This window comes from Streptomyces sp. NPDC005799, assembly GCF_040630525.1.
In the GTDB taxonomy this organism is placed as follows: domain Bacteria; phylum Actinomycetota; class Actinomycetes; order Streptomycetales; family Streptomycetaceae; genus Streptomyces; species Streptomyces griseorubiginosus_B.
On the sequence record NZ_JBEXXQ010000002.1, the window covers coordinates 232,597 to 249,936 of the forward strand.

Genomic DNA, 17,340 nt, shown 5'->3' on the forward strand with positions numbered 1-17,340 from the left:
CGAGATGCGCCGCAAGGCCAGTCTGGTCCTGCTCGCCTTCGCCGTGTTCTTCGCGGCCCTGTCCCCACTGCTGCGCTGGTACGCCTTCCCGCGCCTGGCCAAGATCCCGGCCAACCAGTACCAGGCCGTGGTGCTGGAGGCGAGGAACGCGACACTGCTCGACTACGGCACCATGAAGGCGCGCACCGTCCCGAAGGTCACCATCGTGCAGACCCTCAAGGGCGACGTGGCAGCCGCGAAGCGGATCGACCGGACGGCAGGGCGGGACGTCGTCGTCTGGGACGGCCTGTCCTACGTCCAGGGACCCGACGGCAAGATGGTCTCCCAGATCCCCGAGCGCTACATCTTCGACGCCCACAGCCAGGCCCCGGTCCACGCGACCGGCGAAATGGTCGACGGCGACCCGGTGAAGCGGACCGGCATCGAGTTCAAGTTCCCGTTCCTGACGCAGAAACGGGACTACGAGTACTTCGACGCCCAGACCCGCACCACCAACCCCATCCACTACAGGGGCACCCAGGACTTCCGCGGCCTGAAGGTCTACTACTTCGAGCAGACCATCCCCTGGACCCAGGTGAGGTTCCCCAAGGTGATGCCGGTCAAGGGCATCACCCCCCAGTCCGTCGCCAAGACCGGCACCACCCGCTGGTACACCACGGTCCGCAGGTTCTGGGTCGAGCCGGTCACCGGCGCCCCCGTCTACGGCGAGGAGATCCACAAGGAGGAGCTGCGCGGCGGCACCCTGCTCGGCGGCCGCGACAAGGTGACCGCCTTCGCCGGGCACGTGAAGATGCGCGAGGACTACATCAGGCACACCGTCGCCCTGGTCAAGTCCAACCGCACCCTCGTCCTGCTGATGACGTCGTACCTGCCCTGGGGCTTCCTCGTCCTCGGCACCCTGCTGCTGGCCCTCGCCCTGTGGCTGGAGGCCCGCAGCCGCCGCCCGGGCGACCCGGAACCGGCCACGGCGCAGGCACCCGAACCCGTCAGCGCCTGAGGCGCGCGCTGGTGTGCCGGGTCGGCTCGGCGGAGGCGGGGTCCTCGGGCCACGGATGCTTCGGGTACCGGCCGCGCAACTCCGCACGCACTCCCTTGTAACCGTCCTTCCAGAAGGAGGCGAGATCGGAGGTGACGGCGGCGGGCCGGCCGGCGGGGGAGAGCAGATGCACCAGCAACGGCACCCCGGCGATCGCCGGCGACTCGTGCAGTCCGAACATCTCCTGCAACTTCACGGCGAGCACGGGCCGTTCCGGGTCGGAGTAGTCGATCCGGATTCCGGACCCACTCGGTACGGTGATCCGCTCGGGCGCCAACTCGTCCAGCCGCCCCGCCTCTCCCGAGGCCCAGGGCAGCAGACGGCCCAACCCCTGGCCCGCGTCGATCCGGGCGAGGTCGGCCCGGCGCCGGGCCCGCCCCAACTCCGGCTCCAGCCACTCGTCCACGCGCGCGTGCAGCGCGTCGTCGGACACGTCGGGCCAGGGCTGCCCGAGGTGCAGGTGCAGAAAGGCGAGCCGCTGGCGCAGTACGGCGGCGGCGGGCGACCACCGCAACAGGCCGAGCCCTTCCTGCCGCAGCCCTTCCACGAGCGCCGCGCGTACGAGGACGGGGTCGGCGTCCCTGAGCGGCCGCACCGCCAGCTCGATCGCCCCCAGCCGCTCGACGCGCCGGGCCACGACGTCCCCGTCGGCCCAGTGAACCTCCTCGGCCTCGGAGTGCAGGGGAGCGGCAGCGCGCCGGGCCACGCCCTCGTCGATCACGGCGGCGAGCCGCACACGCGCGTGCCCCTTGCCGACGGGCCGATCAGCGACCGCGACGGCGATCCAGGGCGCACCCCGCAGAGGACTGCCCTCGCCGAGCTCGGCCCGCGTCCCCGACGCCATCAGATACGACCCACCGTCGGCCTTCGCGACCCGCTCGGGGAAGGCGAGAGCGGCGACGGCGCCGACGAGCGAGTCGTCGCCGGAAGGGGCGGGGGCGGGTGAGGAGCCGGCGATCGGGCGGCTCGCAGGCGCGGGTGTGCCGTGTGCGGCCGCTGCGTGCGGCGGGTCGGCGGCCGTCGGAGGGGCGCCATGGCAGGACGGGGCCGAGGCGGCAGTCGCGTGCGCGGCGGCGCCCCGTGCGGCTTCGTTCCCGGGTCGCGCCGGGCTGGTGAGCTCGGCCGTCAGAGCTCGCAGTCTGCGCGCCTCCGCACGCCACCTTCCGGCATACGCGTCGCCCCCGCGCCGAGCCGTTCGCAGTGCCGTCGCCAGATCGTCGCCGTACTCCCGCGGTGGCTCCTCCGAGAGCAGGGCCACCGCCCCGGCGCCCTCGCCGGAGGTGTCCAGCGTCGCCCGCCCCAGCCGCGGATGAACCCCCAGCCGGGCCAGCACCACGCCCCGCTCCGTGGCCCGGCCGTCGGCGTCGACCGCACCGACCGCCGTCAGTACCGCCCGCGCCGCCGCCATCGCCCCGCCCGGCGGGGGATCCAGCAACGCCAGCCCGGAGGCGTCCGGGTCGCCCCAGCACGCCGCCTGAAGCGCGAAGGCCGTCAGATCGGCCACCTTGATCTCCGGCGCCGGGAAACGCGGCAGACGCGCGTCCTCCGCCTCCGCCCAGCACCGGTACACCGTCCCCGGCGCCTCACGCCCGGCCCGCCCCGCCCGCTGCCGCCCGGCCGCCTGCGAGGCCCGCACCGTCGTCAGCGCGCTCAACCCGCGCGCGTGGTCCACGCGGGGCTCCCGCGCCAGCCCCGAGTCGACGACCACCCGCACCCCGGGCACCGTCAGGGAGGACTCCGCGACCGAGGTCGCCAGCACCACCCGGCGCCGTTCGCCCGGCGCCAGCACCGCGTCCTGCACGGCCGCCGGGGCCCGACCGTGCACCTGGAGCACCTCGACAGCGCCGAGATCCCCCAACTGCCCCGCCACGCGCGCGATCTCGCCCACGCCCGGCAGGAAGCACAGCACATCCCCGTCCCGCTCCCGCAGGGCCCGCCGCACCGTCGACGCCACATGTGCCAGGAGCGCGGGATCCACCTGCATGCCGTGCGGCGGCCGTACCGGACGGGCGGGAGGCGACCACACCACCTCCACCGGGTGGGCGGTGCCGGCGGCCTCGACCACGGGCGCGTCGCCCAGCATCCGCGCCCACCCCTCCGCGTCCGTCGTCGCCGACGCGGCCACCAGCCGCAGCTCCGGCCGGAGCGTCTCCCGCACGTCCCACAGGAACGCGGCCGTGGTGTCCGCGTCCAGATGCCGCTCATGGCATTCGTCGAGCACGACCACGTCCACCCCGGCCAGCTCCTGGTCCCGCTGCAGCCGCTGCAGCAGCACACCGGTCGTCACGACCTCCACGCGCGCGTGCCGACCGACGACCCGCTCGCCGCGCACGGTGTAACCGACGCCGGCACCCACCTTCTCGCCCAGCAGCCACGCCATCCGCCGGGCCGCGGCCCGGGCGGCGATCCGGCGCGGTTCGGCCACGACGACCCGGCGCGCGGGCCCGTCCCCGAGCAGCCCGGCGAGCGCGAGCGGCACGAGGGTCGTCTTGCCGGTGCCGGGAGGCGCCACCAGCACCGCCGTACCGTGCCCGTCCAGGGCGTCACGCAGGGCGGGCAGCGCGCTGTGCACCGGCAGTGCGTCCAGGGCGTCGTAACGGATCACGCCCCCAGTGTCGTACGGCTCCCGGAAACGCCGTCACGCGCGCGTGCGTCCCGGGAGTCCCGGCGGTCCCGCTTTTGCGTCAGTCCCGCTCGCAGACGAAGATCGCCGTGCCCGGGATCAGGTTCCCGCGCAGCGGTGACCAGCCGCCCCACTCCGAGGTGTTCCAGGCCGGCCACTCCGGCTCGACCAGGTCGACCAGCCGGAAGCCGCCGGCCACCACGTCCCGCACCCGGTCGCCGATCGTCCTGTGGTGCTCCACGTAGACCGCGCGGCCCTCCTCGTCCTGCTCGACGTACGGAGTCCGGTCGAAGTACGAGGCCGACACGCTCAGCCCCTCCGGGCCCGGCTCGTCCGGGAACGCCCAGCGAACGGGATGGGTGACCGAGAAGACGAACCGCCCGCCCGGGCGCAACACCCGCCGGACCTCCCTCAGGACCAGCACCGGATCGGCCACGAACGGCAGCGCCCCGTAGGCCGAGCACGCCAGGTCGAAGGAGCCGTCGGCGAAGGGAAGGGCCCCCGCGTCGGCGCACACCAGCGGGAACGAGCCGCCGATGCGCAGGGCGTGCTGGAGCTGGCGGTGGGAGATGTCGAGGGCGACCGGACGCGCCCCCTGCGCGGCGAGCCAGCGTGAGCACTGCGCCGCGCCGGCGCCGATCTCCAGGACGTCCCTGCCCTTGAGGTCCTCCGGCGGGCCGAGCAGCTCGGCCTCCACCTCGTCGAGCCCCTCGGGACCCCACACGAACCGGTCGTCGCCGAGGAACGTGCCGTGCTCGACCTGGTACTCGTCCGCGTTCCGGTCCCACCAGCCCCGGTTGGCCCGGGCGCTCTCACTGACGTCGGTGGCGCGCCGGGTGGCCTCCGGCTCGAACTCGGTCTCGGAAGAAACGGGCTCTTGGATGATCGGCTCCCTCGTATTAGTCTGCGGGCTCTTCCTGCCGACCGGCGCCCACGGGGTGTCACGGAAGGGGTGTCGCTGGCCTGCGTGGCCTCGCGAGACAGTTCTTGTGCCGGGTATGGGGCGATCCGCCCCGGGTGTGCGCCTTCGCGCATTGACCCTGCCTGGCCGCCCCCGTATGCTACAAGTTGCGCTGCGGGCCTGCGCACCTCAGACGTAGCAGGCTGCGCTCGCATCTGTTGTATGTCCCCTCGGTTCTCGAGGCGCCACCAGTGGTTTTGTGGCGCTTCCTTGGCTGTCCGGCTTCTTCAGAGCGAAACGGGCTCCCGGCGTAAGCAGTACCTACGACTTCAATGTCCGTACCGGAGCCCTTTCCCACATGACGAGCAGCACCGAGACCACCGCCACCACCCCGCAGGTAGCGGTCAACGACATCGGTAACGAGGAAGCCTTCCTCGCCGCGATCGACGAGACGATCAAGTACTTCAACGACGGCGACATCGTCGACGGCGTCATCGTGAAGGTCGACCGGGACGAGGTCCTGCTCGACATCGGTTACAAGACCGAAGGTGTCATCCCGAGCCGCGAACTCTCGATCAAGCACGACGTCGACCCGAACGAGGTCGTCGCCGTCGGCGACGAGATCGAGGCCCTGGTCCTCCAGAAGGAGGACAAGGAAGGCCGCCTGATCCTCTCGAAGAAGCGCGCCCAGTACGAGCGTGCCTGGGGCACCATCGAGAAGATCAAGGAAGAGGACGGCATCGTCACCGGTACCGTCATCGAGGTCGTCAAGGGTGGTCTCATCCTCGACATCGGCCTCCGTGGCTTCCTCCCGGCCTCCCTGGTCGAGATGCGCCGCGTCCGCGACCTCCAGCCCTACGTGGGCAAGGAGCTCGAGGCGAAGATCATCGAGCTGGACAAGAACCGCAACAACGTGGTCCTGTCCCGCCGCGCCTGGCTGGAGCAGACCCAGTCCGAGGTCCGCCAGACGTTCCTCACGACCCTGCAGAAGGGTCAGGTCCGTTCCGGTGTGGTCTCCTCGATCGTCAACTTCGGTGCCTTCGTGGACCTGGGTGGCGTCGACGGTCTGGTCCACGTCTCCGAGCTGTCCTGGAAGCACATCGACCACCCCTCCGAGGTCGTCGAGGTCGGCCAGGAGGTCACGGTCGAGGTCCTCGACGTCGACATGGACCGCGAGCGCGTCTCCCTGTCGCTGAAGGCGACCCAGGAAGACCCGTGGCAGCAGTTCGCCCGCACGCACCAGATCGGCCAGGTCGTGCCCGGCAAGGTCACCAAGCTGGTTCCGTTCGGTGCGTTCGTCCGCGTGGACGAGGGCATCGAGGGTCTGGTCCACATCTCCGAGCTGGCCGAGCGCCACGTGGAGATCCCGGAGCAGGTCGTCCAGGTCAACGACGAGATCTTCGTCAAGGTCATCGACATCGACCTCGAGCGCCGTCGCATCAGCCTCTCGCTGAAGCAGGCCAACGAGTCCTTCGGTGCCGACCCGGCCTCGGTCGAGTTCGACCCGACCCTGTACGGCATGGCCGCGTCCTACGACGACCAGGGCAACTACATCTACCCCGAGGGCTTCGACCCCGAGACCAACGACTGGCTCGAGGGCTACGAGACCCAGCGCGAGGCGTGGGAGTCCCAGTACGCCGAGGCGCAGCAGCGCTTCGAGCAGCACCAGCAGCAGGTCATCAAGAGCCGCGAGGCCGACGCCGCCGCTGCCGCCGAGGGCGGCGACACCGCGGGTGCGGCTCCGGCCGCGGGTGGCGGTTCGTACTCCTCCGAGGGCCCGGACAACTCCGGCGCGCTGGCCTCGGACGAGGCGCTCGCCGCGCTGCGGGAGAAGCTGGCGGGTGGGCAGAGCTGACGCCCACTGAGCAGTAGCTCTTGACTGAGGGGCCGTACCTTTCGAGGTGCGGCCCCTCAGCGTTGACCTGGGACGTCGCCGTACGCCTTGTCATGAAAGCCCGTAAGAGACGGCTGATCAGGGGCGCCGGTGGGAATGTCCCTGGTCCAGGGGGCGTTGAAGCGTATGAACACGAGGAGGAGCGGTCACAGTGCTTGATCCGCAGGGTTTGTACGCATGGGAGCCGAAGGGCCTCGCCGTCGTCGACATGGCGCTCGCCCAGGAGTCGGCCGGCCTTGTCATGCTCTACCACTTCGACGGATACATCGACGCGGGCGAGACCGGTGACCAGATCGTCGACCGGCTGCTCGACTCGCTGCCCCACCAGCTCGTCGCCCGCTTCGACCACGACCGGCTCGTGGACTACCGTGCCCGCCGCCCGCTGCTGACCTTCGAGCGCGACCGGTGGACCGACTACGAGGAGCCCACCATCGACGTGCGGCTCGTGCAGGACACCACCGGAGCGCCCTTCCTGCTGCTGTCCGGGCCCGAGCCTGACGTGGAGTGGGAGCGCTTCGCCGCGGCCGTCCAGCAGATCGTGGAGCGGCTCGGCGTGCGCCTGTCCGTGAGCTTCAACGGCATTCCAATGGGCGTCCCGCACACCCGTCCCGTGGGCCTGACCCCGCACGGCAACCGCACCGACCTGGTCCCGGGCCACCGCAGCCCCTTCGACGAGGCGCAGGTACCCGGCAGCGCCGAGGCGCTGGTCGAGTACCGGCTGATGGAGGCAGGCCACGACGTCCTGGGCGTCGCCGCGCACGTGCCCCACTACATCGCCCGCTCTCCTTATCCGGACGCGGCGCTGACGGTGCTGGAAGCCGTCACGGCCGCCACCGGGCTGGTCCTGCCCGGCATCGCGCACGCGCTGCGCACGGACGCGCACCGCACCCAGACCGAGATCGACCGCCAGGTCCAGGAGGGCGACGAGGAGCTCACCTCCCTCGTCACCGGCCTGGAGAACCAGTACGACGCGGTCGCGGGCGCCGAGAGCCGGGGCAACATGCTCGCCGAGCCCGTCGACATCCCGTCGGCGGACGAGATCGGGCGGGAGTTCGAGAAGTTCCTGGCGGAGCGCGAGGGCGACAACTGACACCTGAGGGGTGCGTTGTCAGTGGTGGGCCGTAAGCTCTCGGTCATGCTGAAAGTCGGCCTGACCGGGGGCATCGGTGCCGGTAAGAGCGAGGTGTCGCGGCTGCTCGTCGCGTGCGGCGCCGTGCTGATCGACGCGGACCGCATCGCGCGCGAGGTCGTCGCGCCGGGGACGCCCGGGCTGGCGGCGGTCGTCGAGGCCTTCGGCCAGGACGTGCTCACCGCCGACGGCAGCCTCGACCGGCCCAGACTCGGCTCGATCGTCTTCGCCGACCCGGACAGACTCGCCGTGCTGAACTCGATCGTGCATCCCCTGGTGGGCGCCCGCTCCCGGGAGCTGGAGCAGGCCGCCGCCGAGGACGCGGTGGTCGTGCACGACGTGCCGCTCCTCGCCGAGAACGGCCTCGCCCCGCTGTACGACGTCGTGATCGTCGTCGACGCCAGTCCCGAGACGCAGCTCGACCGGCTGGTACGACTGCGGGGCATGACGGAGCAGGACGCGCGGGCCCGCATGGCCGCCCAGGCGAGCCGGGAGGAACGCCGGGAGATCGCGGACGTCGTCATCGACAACGACGTACCGCTCGAGGAACTGCGGCGCCGGGTGAAGGACGTGTGGGCCGACCTCGTCCGAAGAGCCCATTCTCAGGGGGGGGTCGTCCCGTCGGCCCCAGGAATAGCGGGGTGCTTCAGGCGCGTTGAACCGCTCCAGTGAGGGAAGGACTGTGCCGTGCCCGAGACCAGCGGTTCGACCGGACGTACTCCGGAGACGCATGTCATCGACTTCCGTGCCGCCGAGCAGTTGCTCAACGCACGTGATCCGCGGGGCGCGGTGAAGCTGCTCGACCCGGTGATCGCCGCCCACCCCGAGAACACCGCCGCCCGGCTGCTGCGCGCGCGGGCCTTCTTCGCCGCCGCCCAACTGCGGCCCGCGGAGCTGGAGTTCACCATCGTCCTGGAGCGCGAACCGGACAACGCGTTCGCGCATTTCGCGCTGGCTCGCACCTACGAGCGCCAGGGCCGGGGCGAGCAGGCCAAACGCCACTTCCGTCTGGCGGCCGCCCTGGACCCCAACCCCCAGTTCCTGAAGGCGGCCCGCTTCGACGATCCGGCGTGAGCCGGCCGGCAGGGCCCGCCCGACGGACCATGCGGGCGTCGCCGGACAGCCGTCAGTGCGGCCGGCTCTCCGGCGGCCGATACGGCGGGATGTCACGGCCCGGCTGGTAGTGGGGGCCCTGGTGGATGTGTCTGAGGATGATCGCCATGTCGACGGTGATCACCAGCCACAGCGCCCCGCAGGCGGCCGCCCACCCCGGCCGCCCGGCCAGTGCGAACGCCGCCGTGCCGAAGATCGTCCAGATCAGCCCCCACACGCTCAGCCAGAACCGCGCCCGCAGTGCGCTGCGGGCGGTCGTGGGTTCACTGCCGGTACGCATCGCCGATCACCACTCCTCTTTGCAACGTACTCTTCGATGCGGACGTTCACCAAAGGGGGTTCCCGTGCTGCCGGCTGCGGACGAACTGGCCGAGGTACTGCTCGATCTCGCGGTACCCCATGAGGACATCGGCGACCTCGTACGGATGAGCCGCCGGGTGACCGACGACCCGGAGCTGCGGCAGGCGCTTCAGACGTCGGTCGCGGAGCTCGTCGAGGGGCTGGGGGAGCTCGGCACCGAGCTGGATCTGCCCGACCTCGACTGGCCCTCGGGTCCCCTGCAGCGCTGCTTCCCCGTGTACGTCTTCGTGGCGGCGCTGCCGTACACCCGGGCCTACCACCGCGGACGGGGCATCCCCGACGATGTCTCCCGGCGCACTCTCGCCGACCTCGGCCGGCACATGGCGGTGCACCGCCGGCGGTACGGCGTGGCGGGCGTGCACGCGGTGTGGTGGTTCGGGCATCACTTCCGCGGCGAGCTGTACCAGCTGGGCAGGCTGCAGTTCGAGCGGACCCGGCTCGGACGGCGCACCGGGACGGCGCTCGCGGCGGCCGGGCTCGACGTCGGTCCGGGTACGCCGTGTCTGAGCCTGCACATCCCCGACTTCCTCGGCCCGTTCTCCCCGGCCGCCTGCGACCGCTCGCTGGCGCTGGCGGCGGAGTTCTTCGCCCGGCATTTCCCCGAGGAGAAGTACCGGGTCGCGACCTGTCACTCCTGGCTGCTGGACCCGCAGTTGCGGGACTACCTGCCGGCCGGCTCCAACATCGTCCGCTTCCAGGACCGGTTCCGCCTGGCCCGCGAGGAGCGGGAGCCCTCGGACACCGACCCGGTGGAGTTCGTCTTCGGCGATCCGACGCTGCCCGTGGAGAGCCTGCCCCGGCGCAGCGCCCTGGAGCGGGCCGTCGGGGACCATCTGCGGGCGGGCGGCCACTGGTACACCGGGCACGGCTGGTTCCCGTTGTGAAAAGGGCGCGGGCACCGATGAGTTCGGGCAAGGGCCCCGGTCTACCCCTGTGACAGCGAGACGCACCGCTCACCACAGGAGAACACCATGTCCGAGACCACCGTCCCCGTCACCTCCGTCGCCCCCACCGCCGTCCCCACCCGTGGTCGCCGCGCCCGGATCGCCCTGCGCACCGTGCAGGTGCTGCTCGCCCTCTTCTACGGTGTCGCGAGCGCCCTGCCCAAGCTGATCGGCAACCAGTACGCCGTGGACGCCTTTGACAAGATCGGCTGGGGCAGCGCGGGCATGTACACCATCGGCGCGCTCGAACTGGCCGGTGCGGTGGCCCTGTTGGTCCCGGCTCTGCAATCGGTGGCCGCCATCGCGCTGAGTGCGCTGATGGTCGGCGCGTTCTTCGTCCAGATGATCGTCTTCCATGGCGAGAACGCCGCGACCCCGCTGATCCTGATCGTGCCGCTCGCCCTGATCGCCTGGGCGCGGCGCGGCTCCACCAGGGATCTGCTGGGTCTGGTACGACGACGGGCCTGAGCCCCGACGACGGAGGTGGCGTCCGGTCAGGGCCGGACGCCACCTCCGCATGCCCGGGTCAGTGGCCGCCCGGCCGCCCGGAGCCGCCCATCAGGCCCCGCAGGCGCTCCAGCTCCCGCCGGTCGCGCTTGGTCGGGCGGCCCGCACCGCGGTCGCGGATGCCGATGGGGGCGACGGCCTCGCGCGGCGGCGGGGGAGGGGAGTTGTCGACATAGCACTGAACCGCCACGGGAGCGCCCACCCGCTTGCGGATCAACCGCTTGACGATCACGATCCGCTCTCGGCCCTCGTGGCGCAGCCGCACCTCGTCGCCGACGCGGAGGGTGTGCGAGGGCTTCACGTTCTGCCCGTTCACACGGACGTGCCCGCCCTTGCAGGCGGTGGCGCCGAGCGAGCGGGTCTTGATGAGGCGTACGGCCCAGATCCAGCTGTCGACGCGCACGCTCTCGCCGTTCGCCGGCCCGGCCGCCTCGGCGGCGGCGATCGCGGCGGCGACCTTGGGATCGTCGGCCGCCGCGCTCTCGGCAGTGCCGGCCACGGGCGCCTCCTCGGGGTCACCCGGCCCGCTCTTCACCTCGTCACCTTCCAAACCCATGCCCCCGACCTTAGTCCTCCGCCGCGCGCGCCCCCGGCGGTTTTCCGCCCTGGTACGGGTGGGCGGGCCGGTCATGCGGCTTCGGAGGGGAGAACAGTGGTCGCGGCGGCCGTTGGCCCTTGCGGGCGCCTTGTGCGCTCGTTGCGGAGTTCCGGAGGGAAGGAGGGCGGCCGCTGTGGTGAGCCGTCGGGCCTTGCGGGCGTCGTACGCGCTCGTGCCGTCCGCCAACCCGCCGGCCGGCGTGCTCACGCCGCTGCCGGACCGTCGGGGTTGGGCGTAGTCACGTGTGGTCGACGCCGGGTGCCCTGTCGGCCGGTCGGAGACCCCGCCGTACCGTTGACACATGGACAGTCTGGCCGAGCTTGATCAGCGGATCGCCGGATGCGGCGCGTGTCCCCGGCTGGTGGAGTGGCGCGAGGAGGTCGGGCGGGTCCGGCGGGCGGCCTTCCAGGACTGGACGTACTGGGCCCGCCCCGTGCCCGGCTTCGGGCCCGCGGACGCCTCGCTGCTGGTCATCGGGCTCGCCCCGGCGGCCCACGGAGGCAATCGCACCGGCCGCATGTTCACCGGCGACCGATCAGGCGACGTGCTGTACCAGGCCATGTACGACGTGGGGCTGGCCTCGCAGCCGACCTCCGTCTCGGCGGACGACGGCCTCGCCCTGCACGGCGTGCGGGTCACCGCGCCCGTGCACTGCGCCCCGCCCGAGAACAAGCCCACTCCCGGCGAACGGGACACCTGCCGGCCCTGGCTCGTCCAGGAACTGAAGCTCCTGCGGCCGACGCTGCGCACGGTCGTGATCCTCGGCGCCTTCGGCTGGCAGGCCGCGCTGCCCGCGTTCGCCGAGGCGGGCTGGACCGTACCCCGGCCCCGACCGGTGTTCGGGCACGGCACACGGGTGCCGCTCGACGGCCTCGACCTCTTCGGCTGCTTCCACGTCAGCCAGCGCAACACCTTCACCGGCAAGCTCACCCCCGAGATGCTGAGGGAGGTCCTGCGCACCGCGGGGGAGGCGGCGGGACTGCCGGTGAAATGAGCATGCGGGCATGACCAGGGCAGCGTTACGGTGCCCTGATGCCCCTCTACCCCATGATCGAACCGTACGACCACGGCCTGCTCGATGTCGGCGACGGCAACCGCGTGTACTGGGAGACCTGCGGAAATCCCCATGGCAAGCCCGCGGTCGTGCTGCACGGCGGCCCCGGTTCCGGCTGCGGGCCGTATCCCCGGCGCCTGTTCGACCCCGCTCTCTACCGCATCGTGCTCCTCGACCAGCGCGGTGCCGGACGCTCCACACCGCCCGCGAGCGCGTACGACACCGACATGAGCGTCAACACGACCGCCCACCTCATCGCCGATCTGGAGCTGCTGCGGCGGCACTTGGGGATCGAGCGGTGGCTGGTGTGGGGCGTGTCCTTCGGGTCCGTGCTGGGACTGCGGTACGCGCAGAAGCATCCCGACGCGGTGAGCGAACTGGTTCTGACCGGGGTCGCCACCGGATCCGACGCCGAAGTGGCCCTGCTGACCAGGGGACTCGGTCAGTTCTTCCCCGAGGCCTTCGAGCGGTTCCGGGCCGGGGTGCCCGAAGACGAACGGGACGGCAACCTGGCCGCCGCCTACAGCCGGCTCCTCGAGTCGCCCGACCCCGGGACACGGCAGCGGGCCGCGCGCGCCTGGACCGACTGGGAGACGGCGATCATCCCCGCGCCGCCACGGTCCGTCGAGCGGTTCGAGGACCCGGAGTTCCGCATGGGCTTCGCCCGCACCGTCACGCACTACTGGGGTAACGGCCACTTCCTGGGTGAGGGCGGCGACGAGGGCGTGGTCCTGCGGGACGCACCGCAGTTGGCGGGCATCCCCGGCACCCTCGTCCAGGGCAGCCTCGACTTCGGCAACCTGCTGGGCATCGTCTGGCGGCTCCACCACGCCTGGCCCGGCAGCGAGTTGGTGATCGTGGACGACGTCGGCCACACCACGGGCACCCCCGCAATGGCGGAGGCGCTCGTGGCGGCCACGGACAAGTACGCCCGCGGGTGACCGACCAAGCCTCCGCTGCTAAGCCTCCGCCTCTCCGAACAGATGTCTGACCGTGGAGCGATAATTGGTCCGCACATGGGCCAGTGCGTGCGCCCGCGCGCGCTCCGGGTCGCCGGAGGCGATGGCGTCGTACAACTCCCGGTGCTCGATGAGGAGTTGGGGCCACTCCTCGTTTCTGCGGGTCATCCAGCGCAGCCGTCCGGCGACCGGTTCCAGGGCGGCGACGATCAGGCTGTTGCCCGCCATCGCCACGATCCGGTCGTGCAGTCGGCTGTTGATGTCCGTGATCGCCTCGGCGTCGCCGTCCTCGGTCGCTGCGGCGGCGCGGTCGAGCAGTGACTCGACCTCGGCGAGGTCCTCCGGGGTCGCGTTGGCGGCGGCGAGACCGGCCGCGTACACCTCCAGGGCCTCCCGCAGCTCGAACAGTTCCCGGACGTCGTTCGGGGTGAGCCGGCGCACTACCGTGCGGCGCGGGGTCTCGAAGTGCACGAACCCCTCGGCGACCAGGGCCCGGATCGCCTCGCGGACCGGTACCCGGGAGACGCCGAGGCGCTCGGCCAGCTCCCGCTCGACCAGGCGGTCGCCCGGGCCCAGCCGGCCGGAGATGATCTCCTGGCGCAGGCTCGCCAGGACCCGCTCGCGGACCGCGCCCAGAGGTTCGATCTTCGTCGTCGTGGAGCTCATGGAGCCATCTTCGCCGACTCCGGGGTGCTTTTACCGAGCGTTAACAAGCGGGACATCGGTCCGAACTCTTGACGACGGGACCATGTCGGCAGTTTGGTATACCAAACGGCTGTCGTCCTCCGTCCCCTTGCCCATGGAGGCCCCGTGTCCCTCGCCGACCGCGCCGAAGCCACCGGCGCCCCAGCGTTCGTCCCCGATCCCCGGCTCACCAACGAAGACCTCGCGCCCGCCGAGAAGCGCAACTGGAAGGTCTTCGACCTCTTCGCCATGTGGATGTCCGACGTCCACAACCTCGGCAACTACACCTTCGCCGCCGGACTGCTGGTCCTCGGCATGAACGTCTGGCAGGTCTTCACCGCCCTGCTCATCGGCTTCGTGCTGATCTACATCGGCATGAACTGGATGGGCCGGATCGGCCAGCGGCACGGCGTGCCCTTCCCGGTCGTCAGCCGCATCAGCTTCGGCGTCTGGGGCGCCAACATCCCGGCCCTGATCCGGGCCGTGATCGCCATCATGTGGTACGGCATCCAGACCTACCTGGCCTCGGTCGCGGTGAACGTGATGCTGCTCGCCGCCTGGCCTGGGCTGGAATCCTGGACGCACCACTCGTTCCTGGGGCTCGACGCGCTGGGGTGGTGCTCGTTCGTCTCCCTGTGGCTGATCCAGGCAGTGATCATCAGCCAGGGCATGGAATCGGTACGGAAGTTCCAGGACTTCTGCGGACCCGCGATCTGGCTGGTGATGATCGCGCTCGCGGTGTGGGTGCTGTGGAAGGCCGACTGGGGCATCTCGCTGACCTCGACGCCGCATCCCGTCTCGGTGGGGGAGCAGTGGCGGCAGTGGTTCGGCGCGATCGGGCTGATCCTCGCCACCTACGGCACGCTGATGCTCAACTTCTGCGACTTCTCCCGCTTCGCGCCGGACTACAAGACGGTGCGGCGCGGCAACTTCTGGGGCCTGCCCATCAACTCCACCGCCTTCGTGGTGGTTTCGGTGATCGTAACGGCCGGCTCGCTGAAGGTGTTCGGTACGGCCATCACCGACCCGGCGGAGCTCGTCGCCAAGATCGGCAACACCTGGGTCCTGGTCATCGCGGCCTTCACCTTCGCCGTGGCCACCATGGGCGTCAACATCGTCGCCAACTTCGTCTCACCGGCGTACGACCTCGCCAACGTCTGGCCGCAGAAGATCACCTTCAAGATCGGCGGCATGATCAGCACGGTCGCTGCGCTCGTCGTCACCCCCTGGAACCTCTTCTCCAACCCCACCGTCGTCAATTACTTCCTCGGCGGACTCGGTGCCTTCCTGGGCCCGCTGTTCGGTGTGATCATGGTCGACTACTACTGGGTCAAGCGGGGCAGGGTGAACGTCGACGAACTCTTCGACGCCCGACCCGGCTCGCGCTACTACTACAAGAAGGGCGTCAACCCCAAGGCGCTGTGGGCCTTCCTGCCCTCCGCCGGGGTCGCCGCGGTGCTCGCGCTGGTGAAGACCTTCAGCGACGTGGCCCCGTACTCATGGTTCATCGGCACGGCGCTCGCCGCCGGGCTGTACCTGCTGATCTGCCGGGCCGAGCGCGCGTCCGAGCCGGCGTCCGAGCCCGCTGTGGTGGAGGTCTGACAGACGTGCGGATCGTCGTCACCAACTGCAACACCACGCAGGAGATGACCGAGGAGATCGTGCGAGGTGCCCGGGCCGCGGCAGGCCCGGGCACCGCCGTGCTCGGTCTCACCCCGGGGTGGGGGCCCGAGTCCGCGGAGGGGTGGCTGGACAGCTATCTGTCGGCCGCGGCCGTCATCGATCTGCTGCGGACGTACGAGGGGCCCGACTATGACGCGGTCGTCATGGCCGGGTTCGGGGAGCACGGGCGGGAAGGCGTACGGGAGTTGGTCGACGTGCCCGTTGTCGACATCACCGAGGCCGCGGCGCATCTGGCGTGTCTGCTGGGGCGGCGGTACGGGGTCGTCACCACGCTGGAGCGGTCCTGTGGCCAGATCGAGGACAGCCTGGAGCTGGCGGGCGTCGGACGCAACTGCGCGGCGGTCGTCGGGACCGGGCTCGGGGTGCTCGATCTCGGTGACGCCGACCGTACGGAGGCGGCGTTCCTGTCGGCGGCCGAGCGGGCGCGGGAGGCGGGGGCCGAGGTGCTGGTGCTGGGGTGCGCCGGGATGACGGGGCTGCAGCGGGTGGTGAGCGAGAAGCTGGGGGTGCCGGTGGTCGACGGGGTCGGGGCGGCGGTGAAGCTGGCGGAGTCATTGGTGGGGCTGGGGCTGACTACGAGTCGGGCGGGGAGTTATGGGGTGCCTGTGCCCAAGCGGAGGGTGTGGGGCGTGGGGAGTGGGGGGTGAATGAATGGTGCGGGTGCGTGGGGGTTTCTCGCGCAGTTCCCCGCGCCCCTGAGGTGCGTCGTGGGTCGGGGTCGTGGCGGTACGGCGAGCCCGCCGCCGACGGATTTGACGCCTGCTCGTCAGGTTCGGGGCGTCCAGGACGCGTAAGCGGCGGGCTGCGCCGCACCGCCACGACCCGCTCCCGCGCGTGGGCGGCCGTGGGTGGGTCAGCACAATGATCGGCATGAACCTTCCTGACGGACTCGCCCCGGTGGCCGAGGGGCTGCATCTGTGGGCCCCGGCACACACCGGGACCTGGGGCTTCGCCAACTGTCTGCTGATCACCTCGGGGGAGGAGGCGGCCCTCGTCGACACCCCGTACGACCGGGTGATGACCGAGGCTCTCGTCGCTGCCGCCGGCTGCCTCTTGCCTGCTGCCGGTGGTGTGCGGACGATCGTCAACACCCATGGCAATGGGGACCACACATTCGGGAACGGTTGCTTTCCCGGTGCCGAGATCATCGCCACCAAGGCCGGGGCGGAGCATCTGTGTCATGAGCCGTCGCCCCAGCAGATGCACTTCCTGACCCATCAGACGCCGGCCGACCAGCCGCTCGGGTGGTATGCGCGCCGGCACTTCGGGCGCTATCGGTACGAGGGGGTCGAGGCCATCCCTCCGACCATCACCTTCTCCGGGCGGTACGAGCTGACCGTGGGGGATGTCCGGGCCGAGCTGATCGAGGTGGGGCCCGCGCACTCGGCCGGTGACCTCGTCGTTCACTTCCCGGGGCGGGCGGTCGTGTGCGCTGGGGATGTTCTGTTCGCGGGAGACCATCCCGTGCACTGGAACGGGCCGCTCACCAACGTCGTCGCCGCCTGCGAGGCGATTCTGGCGCTGCAGCCGGAGGTCGTGGTGCCGGGGCACGGGGCGGTGATGACGCCTCGGGACGTCCAGTGCCATGTCACATACCTTCGGGAACTGGAGGCCTTGATCCACGACCGGTACGCCGCCGGTCGCTCTGCTGGGGAGGCCGCCGCGGACATCCTCGCGGGCGGCTTCTACGATCAACTGGGTCTGCCGGAGCGGGTCGTCATTCTCACGGCCGTGGAGTACCGCCACCTCGACGGCGACACCGGGGAACCTGACCTCGTGGCGCTCGCCGCGCGGGCGGCGGACTGGGCGTACCGGAACCGCGGCGACGACTAGGGATCCGCGGGCGGGGAACCCG

The 17,340-nt window shown here is 71.2% G+C and carries 17 protein-coding genes; 12 read left to right on the forward strand and 5 right to left on the reverse strand.

Translation table 11 applies throughout. The features are described from left to right. Positions 1-4: 4 nt before the first annotated feature. Positions 5-997, forward strand: coding sequence for a DUF3068 domain-containing protein (locus ABZ453_RS03030; protein ID WP_359010935.1), 993 nt, complete (start codon positions 5-7; stop codon positions 995-997). On the opposite strand, the gene ABZ453_RS03035 is transcribed toward ABZ453_RS03030, so the two are convergent. Together ABZ453_RS03035 and ABZ453_RS03040 are read right to left on the reverse strand one after the other, a co-directional pair. After that, on the reverse strand, positions 987-3,641 hold the full coding sequence (locus ABZ453_RS03035) for an ATP-dependent helicase C-terminal domain-containing protein (RefSeq protein WP_359010937.1): 2,655 nt from the start codon (positions 3,639-3,641) through the stop codon (positions 987-989). The two genes, ABZ453_RS03030 and ABZ453_RS03035, sit on opposite strands and share 11 nt — an antisense overlap. Before the next feature lie 79 nt (positions 3,642-3,720). Beyond that, positions 3,721-4,542 (reverse strand): class I SAM-dependent methyltransferase, encoded by an 822-nt coding sequence (locus ABZ453_RS03040; RefSeq protein WP_359011179.1) that lies wholly within the window; start codon positions 4,540-4,542, stop codon positions 3,721-3,723. Positions 4,543-4,918: 376 nt separating this feature from the next. Here ABZ453_RS03040 and rpsA point away from each other — a divergent pair, with 376 nt between their 5' ends. The 4 genes from rpsA (at position 4,919) to ABZ453_RS03060 (ending at position 8,657) form a co-directional block, all read left to right on the forward strand. Further along, positions 4,919-6,415: a 30S ribosomal protein S1 gene (gene rpsA, locus ABZ453_RS03045; protein ID WP_359010939.1), complete on the forward strand. Its 1,497-nt coding sequence runs from the start codon at positions 4,919-4,921 to the stop codon at positions 6,413-6,415. A gap of 190 nt (positions 6,416-6,605) precedes the next feature. Further along, positions 6,606-7,544, forward strand: a complete 939-nt coding sequence (locus ABZ453_RS03050; RefSeq protein ID WP_359010941.1) for a PAC2 family protein — start codon at positions 6,606-6,608, stop codon at positions 7,542-7,544. Between the two features lie 45 nt (positions 7,545-7,589). After that, the gene (gene coaE / locus ABZ453_RS03055; RefSeq protein ID WP_359010942.1) at positions 7,590-8,255 is read left to right on the forward strand and encodes a dephospho-CoA kinase; all 666 of its coding nucleotides are present in this window, start codon (positions 7,590-7,592) and stop codon (positions 8,253-8,255) included. A gap of 15 nt (positions 8,256-8,270) precedes the next feature. Then, the gene (locus ABZ453_RS03060) at positions 8,271-8,657 is read left to right on the forward strand and encodes a tetratricopeptide repeat protein (protein WP_133042746.1); all 387 of its coding nucleotides are present in this window, start codon (positions 8,271-8,273) and stop codon (positions 8,655-8,657) included. Positions 8,658-8,709: 52 nt separating this feature from the next. On the opposite strand, the gene ABZ453_RS03065 is transcribed toward ABZ453_RS03060, so the two are convergent. Next, positions 8,710-8,976, reverse strand: coding sequence for a DUF6343 family protein (locus ABZ453_RS03065; protein ID WP_359010944.1), 267 nt, complete (start codon positions 8,974-8,976; stop codon positions 8,710-8,712). A gap of 64 nt (positions 8,977-9,040) precedes the next feature. On the opposite strand from ABZ453_RS03065, the gene ABZ453_RS03070 reads away from it, so the two are divergent. Beyond that, positions 9,041-9,940: an acyltransferase domain-containing protein gene (locus tag ABZ453_RS03070; RefSeq protein ID WP_359010946.1), complete on the forward strand. Its 900-nt coding sequence runs from the start codon at positions 9,041-9,043 to the stop codon at positions 9,938-9,940. An 87-nt stretch (positions 9,941-10,027) separates the two neighbouring features. Beyond that, positions 10,028-10,468, forward strand: a complete 441-nt coding sequence (locus tag ABZ453_RS03075) for a DoxX family protein (protein WP_359010948.1) — start codon at positions 10,028-10,030, stop codon at positions 10,466-10,468. 58 nt (positions 10,469-10,526) lie between these two features. On the opposite strand, the gene ABZ453_RS03080 is transcribed toward ABZ453_RS03075, so the two are convergent. Beyond that, on the reverse strand, positions 10,527-11,063 hold the full coding sequence (locus tag ABZ453_RS03080; RefSeq protein ID WP_359010950.1) for an RNA-binding S4 domain-containing protein: 537 nt from the start codon (positions 11,061-11,063) through the stop codon (positions 10,527-10,529). A 343-nt stretch (positions 11,064-11,406) separates the two neighbouring features. On the opposite strand from ABZ453_RS03080, the gene ABZ453_RS03085 reads away from it, so the two are divergent. After that, positions 11,407-12,099 carry a uracil-DNA glycosylase gene (locus ABZ453_RS03085; protein ID WP_359010952.1) on the forward strand — a complete coding sequence of 231 codons (693 nt, stop codon included), beginning with the start codon at positions 11,407-11,409 and terminating at the stop codon, positions 12,097-12,099. A gap of 38 nt (positions 12,100-12,137) precedes the next feature. Continuing rightward, positions 12,138-13,100: a prolyl aminopeptidase gene (gene pip / locus ABZ453_RS03090; protein WP_359010954.1), complete on the forward strand. Its 963-nt coding sequence runs from the start codon at positions 12,138-12,140 to the stop codon at positions 13,098-13,100. A gap of 18 nt (positions 13,101-13,118) precedes the next feature. Here pip and ABZ453_RS03095 read toward each other — a convergent pair whose 3' ends face one another. Beyond that, positions 13,119-13,784 carry a GntR family transcriptional regulator gene (locus ABZ453_RS03095; RefSeq protein WP_359010956.1) on the reverse strand — a complete coding sequence of 222 codons (666 nt, stop codon included), beginning with the start codon at positions 13,782-13,784 and terminating at the stop codon, positions 13,119-13,121. Between the two features lie 144 nt (positions 13,785-13,928). Between ABZ453_RS03095 and ABZ453_RS03100 the strand changes: the two genes are divergently transcribed. From ABZ453_RS03100 to ABZ453_RS03110, 3 genes are all read left to right on the forward strand, one after another. After that, positions 13,929-15,404 (forward strand): NCS1 family nucleobase:cation symporter-1, encoded by a 1,476-nt coding sequence (locus ABZ453_RS03100; protein ID WP_359010958.1) that lies wholly within the window; start codon positions 13,929-13,931, stop codon positions 15,402-15,404. A 5-nt stretch (positions 15,405-15,409) separates the two neighbouring features. After that, on the forward strand, positions 15,410-16,132 hold the full coding sequence (locus ABZ453_RS03105; RefSeq protein ID WP_359010960.1) for an aspartate/glutamate racemase family protein: 723 nt from the start codon (positions 15,410-15,412) through the stop codon (positions 16,130-16,132). 223 nt (positions 16,133-16,355) lie between these two features. Further along, complete coding sequence (locus ABZ453_RS03110; protein ID WP_359010961.1) at positions 16,356-17,318, forward strand: MBL fold metallo-hydrolase; 963 nt, start codon at positions 16,356-16,358, stop codon at positions 17,316-17,318. Positions 17,319-17,340 lie beyond the last annotated feature (22 nt).